The 16,301-nt window shown below is 36.0% G+C and carries 14 protein-coding genes and 1 other annotated feature; of the genes, 12 read left to right on the forward strand and 2 right to left on the reverse strand.

Annotated features, from left to right (window positions below; all coding sequences use genetic code 11):
• Positions 1-2 precede the first annotated feature (2 nt).
• The 6 genes from BK137_RS06910 (at position 3) to BK137_RS06935 (ending at position 7,531) form a co-directional block, all read left to right on the forward strand.
• A complete protein-coding gene (locus BK137_RS06910) occupies positions 3-815 on the forward strand; it encodes an energy-coupling factor transporter ATPase (protein WP_038182090.1) in 813 nt (270 codons plus the stop codon).
• Positions 800-1,675 (forward strand): ATP-binding cassette domain-containing protein, encoded by an 876-nt coding sequence (locus BK137_RS06915; RefSeq protein WP_038182087.1) that lies wholly within the window; start codon positions 800-802, stop codon positions 1,673-1,675. Before BK137_RS06910 ends, BK137_RS06915 begins: the two co-directional genes overlap by 16 nt.
• The gene (locus tag BK137_RS06920) at positions 1,675-2,481 is read left to right on the forward strand and encodes an energy-coupling factor transporter transmembrane component T family protein (RefSeq protein ID WP_038182085.1); all 807 of its coding nucleotides are present in this window, start codon (positions 1,675-1,677) and stop codon (positions 2,479-2,481) included. The genes BK137_RS06915 and BK137_RS06920 overlap by 1 nt, the downstream gene beginning before the upstream one ends.
• A 3-nt stretch (positions 2,482-2,484) precedes the next feature.
• Positions 2,485-2,796 carry a CHY zinc finger protein gene (locus BK137_RS06925; RefSeq protein WP_038182083.1) on the forward strand — a complete coding sequence of 104 codons (312 nt, stop codon included), beginning with the start codon at positions 2,485-2,487 and terminating at the stop codon, positions 2,794-2,796.
• 491 nt (positions 2,797-3,287) lie between these two features.
• Positions 3,288-4,457, forward strand: a complete 1,170-nt coding sequence (locus BK137_RS06930) for an exonuclease SbcCD subunit D (RefSeq protein ID WP_038182080.1) — start codon at positions 3,288-3,290, stop codon at positions 4,455-4,457.
• The gene (locus tag BK137_RS06935; protein WP_038182078.1) at positions 4,454-7,531 is read left to right on the forward strand and encodes an AAA family ATPase; all 3,078 of its coding nucleotides are present in this window, start codon (positions 4,454-4,456) and stop codon (positions 7,529-7,531) included. The genes BK137_RS06930 and BK137_RS06935 overlap by 4 nt, the downstream gene beginning before the upstream one ends.
• 158 nt (positions 7,532-7,689) lie before the next feature.
• Here the strand turns inward: BK137_RS06935 and namA are convergent, their stop codons facing one another.
• Entirely contained in the window at positions 7,690-8,709 is a 1,020-nt protein-coding gene (gene namA / locus BK137_RS06940; RefSeq protein ID WP_038182074.1) for an NADPH dehydrogenase NamA, read from the reverse strand.
• 292 nt (positions 8,710-9,001) lie between these two features.
• Here namA and BK137_RS06945 point away from each other — a divergent pair, with 292 nt between their 5' ends.
• Both BK137_RS06945 and BK137_RS06950 read left to right on the forward strand, forming a co-directional pair.
• Entirely contained in the window at positions 9,002-9,487 is a 486-nt protein-coding gene (locus tag BK137_RS06945) for a GNAT family N-acetyltransferase (RefSeq protein ID WP_038182071.1), read from the forward strand.
• Between the two features lie 109 nt (positions 9,488-9,596).
• Positions 9,597-9,992 (forward strand): hypothetical protein, encoded by a 396-nt coding sequence (locus BK137_RS06950; protein WP_235175695.1) that lies wholly within the window; start codon positions 9,597-9,599, stop codon positions 9,990-9,992.
• A gap of 422 nt (positions 9,993-10,414) precedes the next feature.
• On the opposite strand, the gene proC is transcribed toward BK137_RS06950, so the two are convergent.
• The gene (gene proC / locus BK137_RS06955; protein ID WP_038182070.1) at positions 10,415-11,224 is read right to left on the reverse strand and encodes a pyrroline-5-carboxylate reductase; all 810 of its coding nucleotides are present in this window, start codon (positions 11,222-11,224) and stop codon (positions 10,415-10,417) included.
• 50 nt (positions 11,225-11,274) lie between these two features.
• Positions 11,275-11,490: a binding site (T-box leader), on the reverse strand.
• A gap of 119 nt (positions 11,491-11,609) precedes the next feature.
• On the opposite strand from proC, the gene BK137_RS06960 reads away from it, so the two are divergent.
• From BK137_RS06960 to argH, 4 genes are all read left to right on the forward strand, one after another.
• Complete coding sequence (locus BK137_RS06960; protein ID WP_038182067.1) at positions 11,610-12,554, forward strand: MBL fold metallo-hydrolase; 945 nt, start codon at positions 11,610-11,612, stop codon at positions 12,552-12,554.
• Entirely contained in the window at positions 12,541-13,293 is a 753-nt protein-coding gene (locus tag BK137_RS06965; protein WP_038182064.1) for an SDR family NAD(P)-dependent oxidoreductase, read from the forward strand. The genes BK137_RS06960 and BK137_RS06965 overlap by 14 nt, the downstream gene beginning before the upstream one ends.
• A gap of 335 nt (positions 13,294-13,628) precedes the next feature.
• Positions 13,629-14,837, forward strand: coding sequence for an argininosuccinate synthase (locus tag BK137_RS06970; RefSeq protein ID WP_038182061.1), 1,209 nt, complete (start codon positions 13,629-13,631; stop codon positions 14,835-14,837).
• Positions 14,834-16,207 carry an argininosuccinate lyase gene (argH, locus tag BK137_RS06975; protein WP_038182058.1) on the forward strand — a complete coding sequence of 458 codons (1,374 nt, stop codon included), beginning with the start codon at positions 14,834-14,836 and terminating at the stop codon, positions 16,205-16,207. Before BK137_RS06970 ends, argH begins: the two co-directional genes overlap by 4 nt.
• Positions 16,208-16,301 lie beyond the last annotated feature (94 nt).

Consider the following 16,301-nt stretch of genomic DNA (forward strand, 5'->3'; position numbering starts at 1 on the left):
ATTTGCTTAGTTTTGATAATGTGTCATTTGCATATGGACAGCATTTAGTATTGAAAAATATATCACTACAAATTAATGAGGGTGAATTTCTAACGATTGTAGGTCCAAATGGCTCTGGAAAATCGACTCTATCAAAATTGGTGAATGGGCTTATCCAACCTCATCTCGGTCAAGTTTTGGTAGATGGGTTAATGACACAAAAGCCAAAAAGTTTAAGAGAGATTAGACGACTTGTTGGTTTGATTTTTCAGAATCCAGATGATCAATTTATAACAACGACAGTTTTTGATGAAGTTATTTTTGGTTTAGAGAATATTGGGGTAGATCCAGACAATATGAAATTAATTGCTGAAGATGCATTAAAGAAGGTTGATATGCTTTCGTATAAAGGAGTAGAACCACATAAACTTTCTGGTGGTCAAAAACAACGTGTGGCTATAGCTGCAATATTAGCAATGAAGCCAAAATATATCGTATTTGATGAATCAACAGCTATGCTTGATCCAGAAGGCAGGCAGAATATTATTACTCTTATGCAACAACTACATACAGAAGGAATTACTATCATTCACATTACTCATCACATGGAAGAAGTACTAGTGGCAACAAGGGTACTTGTTTTAAAAGACGGTCTTATTGTGGCGGATGGAACCCCCTCAGCTATTTTTCATAATAGCAGTGTTATTGAAAGTAATGAACTGGAAATGCCTCTTGCTCTGAAATTAAAACAATGCTTACGTTCAACGGGTATTAAAGTACCTGAACAGATAATGACTTTGGAAGGGGTTGTTGATTATTTATGGACATCAAATTAGAAAGAGCCTCTTTTATTTATCGAAACTCTTCAATTAATAGTCACGAAAGCTTGCGAAATATTAACATATCAATAGAAACTGGTAAGTGGATATCCGTTATAGGTCATACTGGTTCGGGGAAATCTACATTAATGAAGTTATTAAAAGGCTTAATAGCTCCAACTACTGGTCATTTATTGATCAATGGAAGAGTAAATGAGCTTTCTAAAAAAGGCAAAGCTCAAATTATTAACGATATCGGATTGGTATTTCAATATCCTGAACATCAATTATTTGAAACAACTGTTATAAAAGACTTAGTATTTGGTCCCAAAAATCAAGGTATAGAAATGAAAGAAGTCAATAAGAGAGCGGAAGAAATGATAAAACTAGTAGGCCTATCCGAAGAGTACTTTCTAAAGGCCCCTTTACAATTAAGTGGGGGAGAAAAACGACGTGTGGCTATAGCAACTGTACTTATGATGAATCCTAAGGTTCTTATTTTAGATGAACCCACTGCTGGACTAGATCCACTTGGAAGTAAACTGATTTTACAATTGATACATGATTGGTATAAAGCTGGTGGCGGACACCGTACAGTAATTTTTGTGACACACGAGATGAATGAAGTTGCTGAGTATTCAGATGAAGTACTCGTGATGAATAATGGGGAAATAGCTTTCCAAGAAAGGCCACTTTCACTTTTTCAAAACCATGATTATGAATTAAAGGAATTCGGATTAGATATTCCAGATACCGTGAAACTACTACAACTAATTGAGCAACGTTTTGGTGATTATATTGAAGTAGCGTCTTTACAGGAAGAAGTTGTTCTAAAGGAAGTAATAGCTTATTTTAAGAAACAAGGGGCTGAAATTTAGTGATTGAAAATGTATTGATTGGACAGTTTATTGATGCATCTTCTATTTTCCATCGTCTAGATCCACGCTCGAAATTAATAAGCTTATTTTTTATCGTTATTGCATTCTTATTAATAGATAATATAGCAGGATATTTACTAGCTAGTTTTTTAGTAGTTGTCTGTATTACTTGTTCACAAATTCCATTGCGCTTTTTTCTGAAGGGTTTAAAGCCAATTTTATTTATTCTAGCATTTACGGTTATCTATCATATTTTGTTCACTAAAGGTGAGAATTTACTATTTCAGTACGGTGTTTTGTCTATATATAAAGAGAGCATTATTGATGGGGTTCGCATAGTGTTACGAATTTTATTACTCGTATTAATTACTTCTTTGTTAACCTTAACAACAAAGCCACTGGACTTAGCTCATGGGTTTGAAATACTTTGCAAACCATTGAAACGATTGCATTTTCCAGTAGAGCAATTTTCATTAATGCTTGCTATAACATTACGTTTTATACCTACAATAGTAATGGAGTTGGACAAAATAATAGATGCGCAAAAAGCGAGAGGTGTTAATTTCGAAGATAAATCATTTGTGAAAAAGGTATTTAGTTATATACCAATTATTGTCCCTCTTTTGTTTACTTCAATTCAAAGAGCGGAAAATTTGGCAAATGCTATCGACGCTAGAGCATATGGAGATGGAAGTGGACGAACACGTTTTAAGGTTTTACATTTTGAGAACCGAGATTATCTAGTGATTGGTGCAAGTCTTCTATTAGTTGGTATTTTTTTCTTGCTAAGAATGGTCGGAGGTTAGAGAATGAAAGTGTTTGGATTAGTTGTTGATGATAAAACGCGTTGTTTGCATTATCATACGGAGAAGGATATAGTCGCATTGAAATTTAAATGCTGTAATAAATACTATCCTTGTTTTGAATGTCATGCTGCATGTGAACTTCATGAACCAGAAGTTTGGTCAAAGAATGAATCAGATGAGTTAGCCGTGCTTTGTGGTATTTGTAACAAAGAACATACGATTACAGAGTATGTTGGGACAACTCATTGTTTACAATGTGGATCTAGGTTTAACGAGCGGTGTGAAGCTCATTATCATTTATATTTTGATGTTTAGAAGTAGTATTGAAAGAGTATTTGAGTTAAAAAACAAAAGGAGCGTCCTTTAGTCGAAATCCGGCATAAGAGAGCGCTCTTTTTGTTTTTGTAGTACCTAATCCAATTTAAGTGGTGTATGTAACTTAGAATTCTGTTCATAAGCATAGTCAAATGAAAAAAATTATCCTCAGAAAACGGCTCCCCAATAAAAATCAAACTATAAGGTATATTTGATTTTATACTTGCTGGTCAATTGTAAGTTATTTAACATCAATCAAGTTTTTCCCTCCTTAAAAGCTTTGAAATTCAGAATCATCCAAATGTATATAATCTCTCAGAAAATCTACTAATTGAAAGTTATTTAATTCGTTAAAAAAACAGGAACATTCGTTCTTTTAAGCGTGTTTGTGATAAAATGAATTTACAGTAATTTCTGTGTGCTATTTTTCAATCACAACCACATCAATTGAATGTTAAAATAGATAATATGATATAAAAGGAGGAATTTTCATGAAAATATTTCATACAGCTGATTGGCATTTAGGGAAGCTTGTACAAGGGGTATATATGACTGAGGATCAAGCTTATATATTACAACAATTTTTGGCTGATATTGACCAAGAGAAGCCAGATGTCATCATTGTTGCCGGTGATTTATACGACAGAGCTGTACCTCCGACAGAAGCTGTTCGATTATTAGATGATATTTTCGCAGAGATTGTGTTAAAAAGACATATTCCACTCATTAGCATTGCAGGAAATCATGACAGTCCAGGTCGTTTACATTTTGGTAGTCAGTTAATGAAGGAAAGCGGTTTACATATAGTAGGGAATCTTGATGACAAGCTATCACCAGTCGTTCTAACTGATGAGTTTGGAGAGGTACATTTTCACCTAATACCGTATGCCGATCCTTCGCAAGTTCGATACGTGTTTGATGATGATTCCATTAAAACACATCAATCTGCGATGAAACGTATAACGGATGAATTGAAAAAGAAAATGGATCCAGAGAAGAGACATGTTTTTGTTGGACATGCTTTTGTAACTTCACATGGTCAAGAAGAGGAGAATACAAGTGAATCTGAGCGACCGTTAGCTATCGGTGGTACAGAATGTATAGATGCAGCGCTCTTTGAACCATTTCATTACACAGCTCTTGGGCATTTACACCAAGCGCATTTCGTATTAAATGAAACTATTCGTTATGCAGGCTCACCTTTAAAATATTCGATTTCTGAAGAGAATCATAAAAAGGGCTATTTAATCGTAGATGTAGCAGAAGATGGACAAGTAACAATCGAGAAGAAATTATTGCAACCTCGCAGAGATATGCGAACTGTTGAGGATACGATTGATAACTTACTTAAATTAGAAGTAAGTGAAGATTATATTTACGTTAAATTACTTGATGATACGCCAATTATCTCACCAATGGAGAAAATTCGTACAGTCTTTCCGAATGCTATGCATGTGGAACGGAAAATGATTCATCAAAATATAAACGGCACAGAGCAACTAACGATATCTCGTCAAAAGATGGATGATTTGACGCTCTTTGAAGCGTTTTACAAGGAAATAGTAGGAGCAGAAGTTGAAGCTGCAACAAAACAACTATTCCAAGAAGTGTTACAAGAAGGATTAGCGAAAGAACGAGAAGTAGGGAGTGATGTGAAATGAAGCCAATTCAACTGAAAATGACCGCTTTTGGTCCTTATAAAAAGACAGAAATAATCGATTTTCGTGAATTAGGCGACCATCGCTTATTTGTTATTTCTGGTGCTACGGGAGCTGGGAAAACAACTATTTTCGATGGTATTAGTTTTGCATTGTATGGTAGTGCTAGTGGTGAAGATCGCGCAGATATTAAAGAAATTCGCAGTGACTTTGCTGACGATGATACCCACACATCTGCTGAACTCATTTTTGAAATCCATAATCGTCAATATCGTGTACTTCGACAATTAGCGCATCGTAAAAATGGCAATAAAACTGCAACTGGTGAATCATTTGAACTTGTTGAAATCTTACCTACAGGAGAAAAACCAGTCGTTGAATCACAAAAAGTTGGAGAAATTAATAAAAAAATTGAAGACATTATCGGTTTATCAAAGGATCAATTTAAACAAATCGTCATGTTGCCTCAAGGGGAGTTTCGTAAATTACTAACTTCTGAAACAGAAAATAAAGAAGCGATTTTACGTAAAATCTTCAAGACTGAATCTTATCGACATATTGCGGATCAACTTAAAATGAAAAAGGAAGAAGCTGACAAGCAACTACAGCAGGCTATAGCAGTCCGTAACTTACACACAAGTAAAATTGCAAGTACGCTTCCCAAAAGAGAGTCTGCTCTTTTCGAGATACTAGAAATAAACCAGTTCAATATGTATCAACTAGTAGATGCATTAAAAGTTGAAGTCGACTTTTATGATCAGCAAATTACAGAAGATGAAGCAAATTATAAAGCGGTAGGCAAACAATTTGAAGACAAGCAACGCCAACAATTTGAAGCCATTACATTAAATCGAAAAATTGAGGCATTCAAAGAGAAAGAACAAAAACTTCTCGATTTAAAACAAAAAGAGCCACTTTTCATAGAAAAAGAACGTGAACTAGCTGCTGCTGAAAAGGCTAGTCATATTATACCGATAGAGCAATATTACCGTGCTGCGAAGCAAAAGGTTTTACAAAAGGAAGGTACATATGAAGAAGCCGAAAAATCAGAACAAAAAATAAAACTTCAATTAGAAGAAGTAACTGCTCAATTTGTAGTTCAACAACAAAAAGAAACTGAGCGTAATGACAGTTTAAAAAGGGTCATGCATTTACAATCTTTAGAGCCTATATTTAAAGATTTAGAAAAGCAAAATCAGATAAAAAACCAATTACAGCAAGAGGTTCAACAATTGCAAGCAGTATTTACTGCACAAGTTCAACAACATGAAGAGCGAATGCTCGCACTTCAAGCAATAGAAGAACAATCAGCAACTTTAGAGGAGACGATACAACCTCTAGATGACAAAGTTGATCAATTGGCTCAATTAAAGGACCGAGCAGCAGCTTTTCACCAATGGTCTACACAACAAAAAAAAGTACAGGATTTAAAAGAGCAAGTCATTACAAAAGAAAAAGTATATATGGAAGCTCAACAAAAGGCAAAGGCTGAACATGATAGATGGGTTGCCAGCCAAGCGAGTATTCTTGCATCACAGTTAGTAGACGGTGCGCCGTGTCCTGTATGTGGAAGTACGGAACATGTAGCTAAGCATGAAGAAACAGTGGAAGTTGTTGATGAGCAACAATTAGAAAAAATTCGCAAATATGCATCAAATTTAGAGCAACAATACTTTGTGACTAATGGACAACTGCAGGCTGAAATGCAAGCATTTAATGCACTAGAGCAAAATCTTCAAGAACTTAGCGTAACAGTGGAAGAAGGACCAACATTAACTAATCAATATCAAGAGTTATTCGCTAATGTTCAGCAATTGAAGAAAGAAAAAGAGCTTTGGAACCAACTAAAGGAGAAAACGAAGTCTCAAAAACAAGCTGTAGACGAATTCCAGCTACAACTTCAACAACTGGAAAAGACTTATCAAACTCAACTGCAGGCACTGAATAATGCAACGGCAATTTATGATGAAAAACGTAAATCTATTCCGCAAGATATAACATCTCTACACCATTTATATCAATTAACAAATGAAGCTACACAGCAAAGAAGTCAATTAGTGGAAAGTTGGACACTTGCTCAAAAGCGTATGCAACTAGCAAATGAACAAAATACAACAGCACAAGCTAATTTACAACATGCAATAACAGATTTAGCGGAATCACGTAAATTACTTGAACAAGCGCAAGATGACTTTAAACAAGCTGTTGAGAATGCTGGTTTTGAAAAAGGAAAAGATTACTTAGCAGCGAGAAGAGACGAGCCACAGTGTCAAAAACTAAAAGAAGAATGTCAGCAATATAAAAACTCAATACATGCATTATCGACACAAATTGATGAAGAAAAAGAACAAGTTGCAGGCAAAGAATTAATGGATCTTACTATATTGTCTGCGGCAGTAAATCAGTTGAAACAAGCATATGAAATAGCCTTCGAACAATGGAATAACTCGAAAAAATATCGTCAGAATGCACACCAACTGATTATTGATTTATCGGAAATAAGCAAAAACATAACTGATCTTGAAGCATCTTGTGGCCGAATTATTGGTCTTTATGATTTACTACGAGGTCAAAATCATATGAAAATCTCATTTGAGCGTTATGTTCAAATCGAGTATTTAGAGCAGATTATTCATGCCGCAAATGAGCGTCTTAAACCGCTATCGAACGGTCAATTCAATTTGATTCGTAGTGATCGTCAAGAAGCAAGAGGTAAACAAAGCGGATTAGGTTTAGATGTCTATGACGCATATACGGGTCAAACTCGTGATGTCAAAACGTTATCCGGCGGAGAAAAGTTCAATGCTTCACTATGTTTAGCACTTGGTATGTCAGACGTGATTCAAAGTTTCCAAGGAAATATTAGAATCGATACGATGTTTATAGACGAAGGTTTTGGTACTTTAGATGAGGAATCATTGACAAAAGCAATCGATACACTCATTGATTTACAGAAATCCGGTCGTATGATTGGCGTTATCTCCCATGTTGCTGAACTAAAAGCAGCAATGCCTGCTATTTTAGAAGTCTCAAAATCACGAGAAGGTCATAGTCATACTACATTTCATGTTAAGTAAGAAATGATTTATTTAGAGTTAAGGAATAGATAAAAAATGTAAAAGCTTTATTAAAAAACCTACATGATGATTGGGATATTTACACTCAATCATCATGTAGGTTTATTTATTTATTTATTTATTTATTTATTTATTTATGCTGGTTTTCAAATAGGAGCTTATTTCCAACCTCGTTTATATGAATCGTTTATAGCTTCAATATCTACACCCAATTCTTTGGCAGCTTGGTAAGCCCAATATGGATTTCGCAGTAATTCTCTTGCCATGAAGATTAGATCTGCTCTGTTATTTTGCAGAATTTCCTCAGCTTGTACTGGGGAAGTGATCAGACCGACTGCTCCTGTTGGAATCGGTGTTTCATGCTTGATGGTCTCAGCAAATGGTACTTGATAACCTGGGAATATTGGAATTCTTGCATGCACGACCGCGCCAGAACTAACATCCACTAAATCGACACCTTGCTCTTTCATCCATTTTGTCATCGTAATATAATCGACAGGTTCCATTCCACCCTCTGCATAATCCTTCGCAGAAATGCGGACAAATAGGGGACCGTCAAATACTTCTTTTACAGCAGTAATTATTTCACGTAAAAAACGGTAGCGGTTTTCTACTGAGCCTCCGTATTCATCTGTACGTTTATTTGACAGTGGGGATAAAAATTCATTGATTAAATATCCATGGGCACCATGCAGTTCAATTACATCAAAGCCAGCTTCTTTAGATCGGATAGCGGCTTTTTTGAATGCGTCTACTGTATTTTTTATATCATCGGTTGTCATTTCAATCGGTGTTTTGTAGTTATCACTAAAGGCAACAGCAGAAGGTGCATAAATATCGCTTTCAAGCGCAGCTTTACGTCCTGCATGTGCTAATTGGATACCTGTTTTGGAACCTGCACCATGCATTAATCGATTCAGTTCAGTAAGACCAGCAGTATGCTCGTCACGCCAAATGCCAAGGTCTTGAGGTGAGATACGACCTTCTGGTTGAACAGCAGTTGCTTCTACAATGATTAATCCGACTTGACCAACTGCTCTTGTTGCATAGTGAATTTTATGGAAGTCTTGTACAAGGCCGTCTTTATTATGACATTCATACATACACATAGGAGACATTACAATGCGATTTTTTAGCGTTAAATTACCTATTTTATAATTTTCAAATAATTTTGCCATGAATGAAATCACTCCAATTCTCTTGTTGCCTATATTATAGCAAAATAGTAGGGATTGGTTTATTAAAAAGACTTAGGTACATCTGAATGTTTCATATGTATTATTAATTTCTAAGTAAGAGGGTGCAAATGATAAAATTCCACTTCAAAGAACTAAAAGACAACTTTTTTATTGAAAGTTCTTTATTTTCAAACTTTGAACTTTATAATAAATAAAAGAAAGTTTATGTTGCTAATATAAATGGAATGAATTAATTAGATGAAATTTATGTGACTTTGGAGGGGATATAAATATGTTGAAAATACGCAATGTGAAATTAGAGGATTTACCTGAACTTGTGACGATTGAAAATCTATGTTTTACAAAAGAAGAAGCAGCAACACAAGATGCATTTGAAAAGAGAATCCAATTAATATCCGATAGCTTTTATGTAGCGGAAGTGAATGGAAATGTTGTAGGTTTGATCAATGGACCTGTTATTGAACAACCTGAAATAACCGATGACTTATTCAGTGCAATAAAGCAAAACCCAACAACTGGTGGATATCAAAGCATATTAGGATTAGCAGTTTCTCCAGAATATCAAAAACAAGGAATTGCTTCAGCACTCCTCGTGCATCTTGAAAGAGCAGCAGCAGTATGCAAGCGTAAAACGGTTACGTTAACGTGTAAAGAAGTATTAATTGGCTATTATGAAAAGCAAGGCTATAACAAAGATGGGGTTTCTAACTCAGTGCATGGTGGTGAAGTTTGGTATAACATGAGTAAAAGACTTTAAACTTACTTCCGATACTTGTTTACATAAAACACCCTTATAGTGTATTATTACACTATAAGGGTGTTTTATGTTTTTTGATAGTTTAAAAGCAATATCTAGGAGGATTTTAATGATGAAAAAAGTAGCAGTTTATAGTTTAATCATCTGTTTATTTAGCTTTCCATATGCTTATTTTTCAATATCTCAAGACTTTAATGATAGTTCAATGACAGGCTATTTGTTGATGATCATTGCAACAACGATTATTGCATTCTTTGGTAGCTTGACTAATAATACAATAGCCGTATTTATAGGGAATATTGGATCGGTCATTATTTCTTTTTATTTTAATAGTAAGATGATAAATATTGACTCGTGGGATGGATATTTTAAGCCCATTGGCTCAATTCGTTTCTTAGTAGTTGTTAGTGTAGTGAATTTAATCCCTCAATTGGTGGCAATTAACTTTGCTAAAAGTCTGAACAAAAAGCGGTTCGAAACAACAGGTATTCACTCTAATAAATAATTCGTAGAGCAAATTGGAATGGAACTACATTCCTAATGTGGGCAAGAATTATCTATACTATTATCATGTTGAACACAAAAAACAATATTAAGACTAAACGCTGAAAAAATTTAGCACATTGTCTTAGGATAGTATAGATTTCTTTTAAAGGGATGTAATTATGAGATGGTAGTAAGTAGTTGCTTATAATTATATTTTGTTCAATAAAATGAACTTTACACAATGTGCAAAATCAACATAACTAATGTAATGAGGTATAAATCTTGGTGTATTGATTTTCTATTCACATGAAGAGACTCATTTTAAAATAAAATCGCCTTAAAGACATTCCAAACATAATATATACATAATTGGATTAGTGATAAAAAAACCCTGAAAGGCATGATAAATCGATGCTTTTCAGGGTTTCTTCTTTTGAGCCTTTATTCACTTTGTGCTAATTCGCGTGATTTCGCTTCTGCGTCATGAATGCATGCCATAATCGCGTCTTTGAAGTGGTTTTCTTCTAATGCTTTAATGCCGGCTTCAGTAGTGCCTCCTGGACTTGTTACTTTTCTACGTAGTTCTGTTGGTTCTTCTGTAGATTGTTTCAACATTTCAGCTGCACCTGCAATTGTTTGAACGGCGAGTGAGCGTACAACTTCACGTGATAAGCCGTACTTAACGCCAGCTTGTTCGAATGCTTCGACTAGATAGTATAAATATGCTGGACCACTGCCTGAGACAGCTGTTACTGCATGTAGCTTATCTTCCTCCACTTCGATTACTGTGCCTATTGCTTCTAACATTGTCATAAAATCTTGTTTTAAACTTGCGTCGATTTGTTCATTAAATGATACGCCGCTTGCTGACATGCCGATTGTAGCTGATGTGTTTGGCATAACGCGAGCAATTGGTCGTTTTCCTAAACTATTTTCAATCGTTGCAATGGAAATACCTGCAACAACGGATAAGACAGCTGTATGTTCTTGAAGGAGTGGAGCTAAAGCTTCCATTCCTTTTATAACGTCTTTCGGTTTCATAGCTAAAATAATGCAATCTGCAACTTTTACAACATCGAGACTGTCAGAAACAATTTGTACGCCATATGCGTCAGCGATACGATTCAGTTTTTGACGATCGGACTTATTCATAATATGAATGCTTTTGGGTGATACGACACCTTCTTTTACCCAACCTTGAATCATCGCTTCAGCCATTGAACCTGCACCAGCAAATACAATTGTTTGCATATTTGTCGCCTCCTGTTTTTTTCAATAAAAAAAGCCTTCCCATCCTTATATAAAAGGACGAAAACGCATGTTTCCGCGGTACCACCTTGTTTTGCTAAATGACTTTAGCACAACTCTCGCTCCTTATTATCGCTAAGGGACGGCTATGTTTTCATAGCAGCTCAGAAGTAGGTTCTAAAAATTGAGCGGGTCATGTGACTTTCAGCCGGTGGTCACACTCTCTTTACACCATCAATATTTGTACTATTCTTCATCTACGCTTTTTTGTATGTGATTGCAAGTATAGTGTCTTAACAATTTTTTGTCAACATTATTAGGTGACGATTTCTAGCTAATCTTGTACAATGAAGTGAATATCTATTCATTTTTGTAGGGGGTTTTTGAAATGTTTCATAAGATTATTACACCAACGCCATTTGCAGTAGGGACTGTAAATTCCTATTTATTAAAAGGGGACGCATTATCAATTTTTGATGTGGGTACGAAAACGCCCGAAGCGTATGAGGCATTAGAATTGGGTTTAAAAGAAGCGGGCTATCGCTTTGAAGATATAGAACAAGTTATTTTAACGCATCATCATCCAGATCATATGGGGTTAGTCGATGCATTTCCAAACGCAAAAGTGTTAGGACATGTATACAACGATGCTTGGTTACGCAGAGACCCAGTTTTCCTCGCCTCACATTTCGATTTTTATATGGACCGTTTAAAAGAAGAAGGTGTGCCAGAAGAGTATTTTAATTGGGTAAAGAAGATGACAAGGTCAACTGATTTTGTAGGGACTCGCCCATTAACCGCGATTTTACATGACGGAGACGAAGTGCCAGGGCATCCAGGACTTATAGCAATGGAGACATTAGGTCATGCGCAAAGTCATTTAGCTTTTTGGCATAAAGAGAAAAAAGCGATGATAGGCGGCGATTTACTCATTGGACATGTATCGTCAAATCCATTAATTGAGCCACCACTTAATCCTAAGGCAAACCGTGCGAAATCGCTATTACAGCAAAATGCTTCATTGAAAAAATTATTAACTTTACCGATTGATGTCCTTTATAGCGGTCATGGGGAAGAGATTCGAAATGTACATGAACTAGTAAAGGAAAGACTTGAAAAACAGCATAAGCGTGCGATGAAAGTATACGGAATGTTAGAAGGTAGCCCCAAAAATACGTTTGAACTGAATGTTGAACTGTTTCCATATGCTTATGAGAAAGAATTAGGTTTAACTTTGTCTGAAACAATTGGTCAGTTAGACTATTTAATCGATGAAGGGCTAGTTAAAGAGAAGATGAATGATAAGGGCGTCTATCTTTATGAGCAAGCATAAAACCATTCTCGTAACAGGAGCGACAAGTGGAGTTGGTAAGTGTATAGTAAACATTCTTGCGACTGAAGGGCATACAATCATTGCAACAGGGCGTTCGAAGGAAGCTTTGCAGTCTTTTACTGCTCCAAATATCCAAATGATTCAAGCTGATTTATCTACTATAGAGGGTAATCATGCTTTACTTGAAAAATTGCCCGTAATTGATATTGCCATTTACTCTGCTGGAGTTGGAACATTTGCTTATGCAACAGACTTAACGGATGCTGAAATAGAACAAATGCTTCATGTGAATATTCAAGCACCTATCATTCTAACAAAGGCGTTATCACACCAAATGATAGAACGTAAAAATGGTCAATTTATATTCATTGGCTCACAAGCAGGAAAGGTAGCAACACCGAAGGCTTCAGTATATGCAGCGACAAAACATGCTATCATAGGCTTTACAAATGCACTTCGAATGGAGCTTGCCCCATTTAATGTGCAGGTGACAACGATTCACCCAGGTCCAATTGACACACCGTTTTTGGATCATGCTGATCAAACTGCTACATATCGTGATGCAATGAAAAATGTGTTATTAACACCAGAGCAAGTAGCTGAAGCGACGGTCAAAACAATTGGCCGTAATGTTAGAGAAGTGAATTTGCCGTCATATATGGCGATTTCAAGTAAACTATATGCCGTAGCACCATCCCTTGTTGAAAAATTAGGGAAGCGATTTTTTAATAAGAAGTAAAAGTCTTATGAATATACATCGATTTATAAATTGTATATCGTGACATTAGTTTTCAGATAATGGTTTATGCAGAAAAAACTGCATGGATTGTATAATTAGATTTAATCATTAAAAGGGCTATTCTAGTAGGGTATTCTACTTAGGAAAGCCCTTTTTATTATATATACAAAGGTTTAATAAGTGTTCAAACAGGTTTTGTGGGGACTTTTTAGAAACTTTAAATATTTTTAATAATGCAAGAAAATACACTTGTGTTCATTTTTATTCCGTGATATGATAATTGCATAAATATTAAATATAAACGTATAAACATACACGACACGGAGGAATGTCACATGGCTAAAAAAGTAGTTCTTGCATATTCAGGCGGTTTAGATACATCAGTTGCGATTCAATGGTTAATCGATCAAGGTTACGAAGTAGTAGCTTGTTGCTTAGACGTAGGTGAAGGTAAAGATTTAGATTTCGTGAAAAAGAAAGCATTAGAAGTTGGTGCGATTGAATCTTACATGATCGACGCTAAAGACGAGTTCGCTGAAGAGTACGCATTAATCTCTCTTCAAGCTCACACATGGTACGAACAAAAATATCCTTTAGTATCAGCACTATCTCGTCCACTTATTTCTAAGAAATTAGTAGAAGTTGCTGAACAAACAGGCGCAGTTGCAGTAGCACATGGTTGTACTGGTAAAGGAAATGACCAAGTTCGTTTCGAAGTTTCTATTAAAGCATTAAACCCAGATTTAGAAGTTCTTGCACCAGTTCGTGAATGGGCTTGGAGCCGTGAAGAGGAAATTGAATACGCAAAATCAAAGAATATTCCACTTCCTATCTCTTTAGATTCACCATTCTCAATCGACCAAAACTTATGGGGCCGTGCTAACGAATGTGGTATCTTAGAAGATCCTTGGGCTACACCACCAGAAGAAGCGTACGAGTTAACAGTATCTCTTGAAAATGCTCCAGATACTGCTGATATTATCGAAATCGAATTCGAACAAGGTGTTCCAGTAGCAATTGACGGTGTTTCTTATAAACTAGCTGACTTAATCTTAAAATTAAACGAAGTAGCTGGTAAACATGGCGTTGGCCGTATCGACCACGTTGAAAATCGTTTAGTTGGTATTAAATCACGTGAAGTTTACGAAATTCCAGGTGCACACACTTTACTATTAGCTCATAAAGAATTAGAAGATATTACACTAGTAAAAGAAATCGCTCATTACAAACCAGTAATTGAGAAAAAATTAACTGAACTTATCTATGAAGGTTTATGGTTCTCTCCATTAAGAACTGCTTTAGAAGCATTCTTAAAAGAAACACAAAAATTTGTTAATGGTACAGTTCGTGTGAAACTATTCAAAGGCCATGCAATTGTTGAAGGACGTAAATCTCCTAACTCTCTATATGACGAAAAATTAGCAACATATACAAAAGATGATGAATTCGATCATGCTTCTGCAGTAGGTTTCATCGAACTATGGGGTCTTCCAACAAAAGTGAACTCTATGGTAAACAAAGGAGAAAAGAAGGTGCAAGCATGAGTGGTAAACTATGGGGCGGACGATTCCAAAATTCTGCAGAACAATGGGTAGATGAATTCGGAGCATCCATCGGGTTTGACCAACAGCTTGTAACTGAAGATCTAGAAGGCAGTATTGCTCATGTTACGATGCTTGGTGCTTGTGGCATTTTATCACAAGATGAAGTCAACACGATAAAAGAAGGTCTCCATCAACTACAACAAAAAGCTACTGAGGGCTCTCTTGAGTTCTCAATTGCTAATGAAGATATTCACTTAAATCTTGAGAAAATGCTAATCGATTTAGTTGGTCCAGTTGGCGGTAAATTACATACTGGCCGTAGTCGAAATGACCAAGTCGCAACAGATATGCACTTGTTCCTTAAAAAACGTTTGCAAGAGGTTATTTCTTTAATAGAAGCTTTCCAAAAAGCAATTGTTACGCAAGCGGAAGATAACATTGATACACTTGCACCTGGTTACACGCATTTACAGCGTGCGCAGCCAATCTCATTTGCACATCATTTGATGACGTATTTCTGGATGCTAGAACGTGATAAACAACGTTTCCAAGACTCATTGAAACGTACTGATATTTCGCCACTTGGAGCAGGTGCTCTTGCTGGTACGACTTTCCCGATTGATCGTGAAATGAGTGCTGAGCTACTTGGTTTCTCTGCAGTTTATCAAAACAGTATGGACGCTGTAAGTGATCGTGATTTCATCGTTGAGTTCTTAAGTAACGGTTCACTTTTAATGGCGCACTTATCACGCTTTGCTGAAGAGATCATTCTGTGGTCAAGTGAGGAGTTCAAATTCATCGAGTTAGATGATGCGTTCTCTACAGGTTCAAGTATAATGCCACAAAAGAAAAATCCTGATATGGCGGAATTAATCCGTGGTAAAGCAGGCCGTGTATACGGTAATCTAATGGGCTTACTAACTGTCTTGAAAGGAATTCCATTAGCTTATAACAAAGACATGCAAGAAGATAAAGAAGGTATGTTCGATACATTGCATACAATTGTCGGCTCGCTTAAAATCTTCGAAGGAATGGTTCGTACAATGACCGTTGCAAAAGAAACATTGCATAAAGCAGTGCATCAAGATTTCTCTAATGCAACAGAACTTGCGGATTATTTAGCAACAAAAGGTATGCCTTTCCGTGAAGCACATGAGGTTACGGGGAAACTTGTATTCCTTTGTATCCAACGTGGCATTTACTTGTTAGACCTATCAATTGAAGACTTGCAAGAAGCAAGTTCATTAATTGAATCAGATGTGTACGATGTATTAGCACCAGAAGCAGCAGTGCAACGTCGTCACTCTTTAGGTGGTACTGGTTTTGAGCAAGTGAAAATTCAGATTGCAAAAGCTAAAGAATGCATATAAAAAATAGATTGGAAGAACGTTCGCAGAGGGGAACCGATTCCATAAGTTATGGGCATACATATATGTTCCAGCAAAACCAACTTCCAGAGGGAAG

Source organism: Viridibacillus arenosi (genome assembly GCF_001955655.1).
GTDB lineage: Bacteria > Bacillota > Bacilli > Bacillales_A > Planococcaceae > Viridibacillus > Viridibacillus arenosi.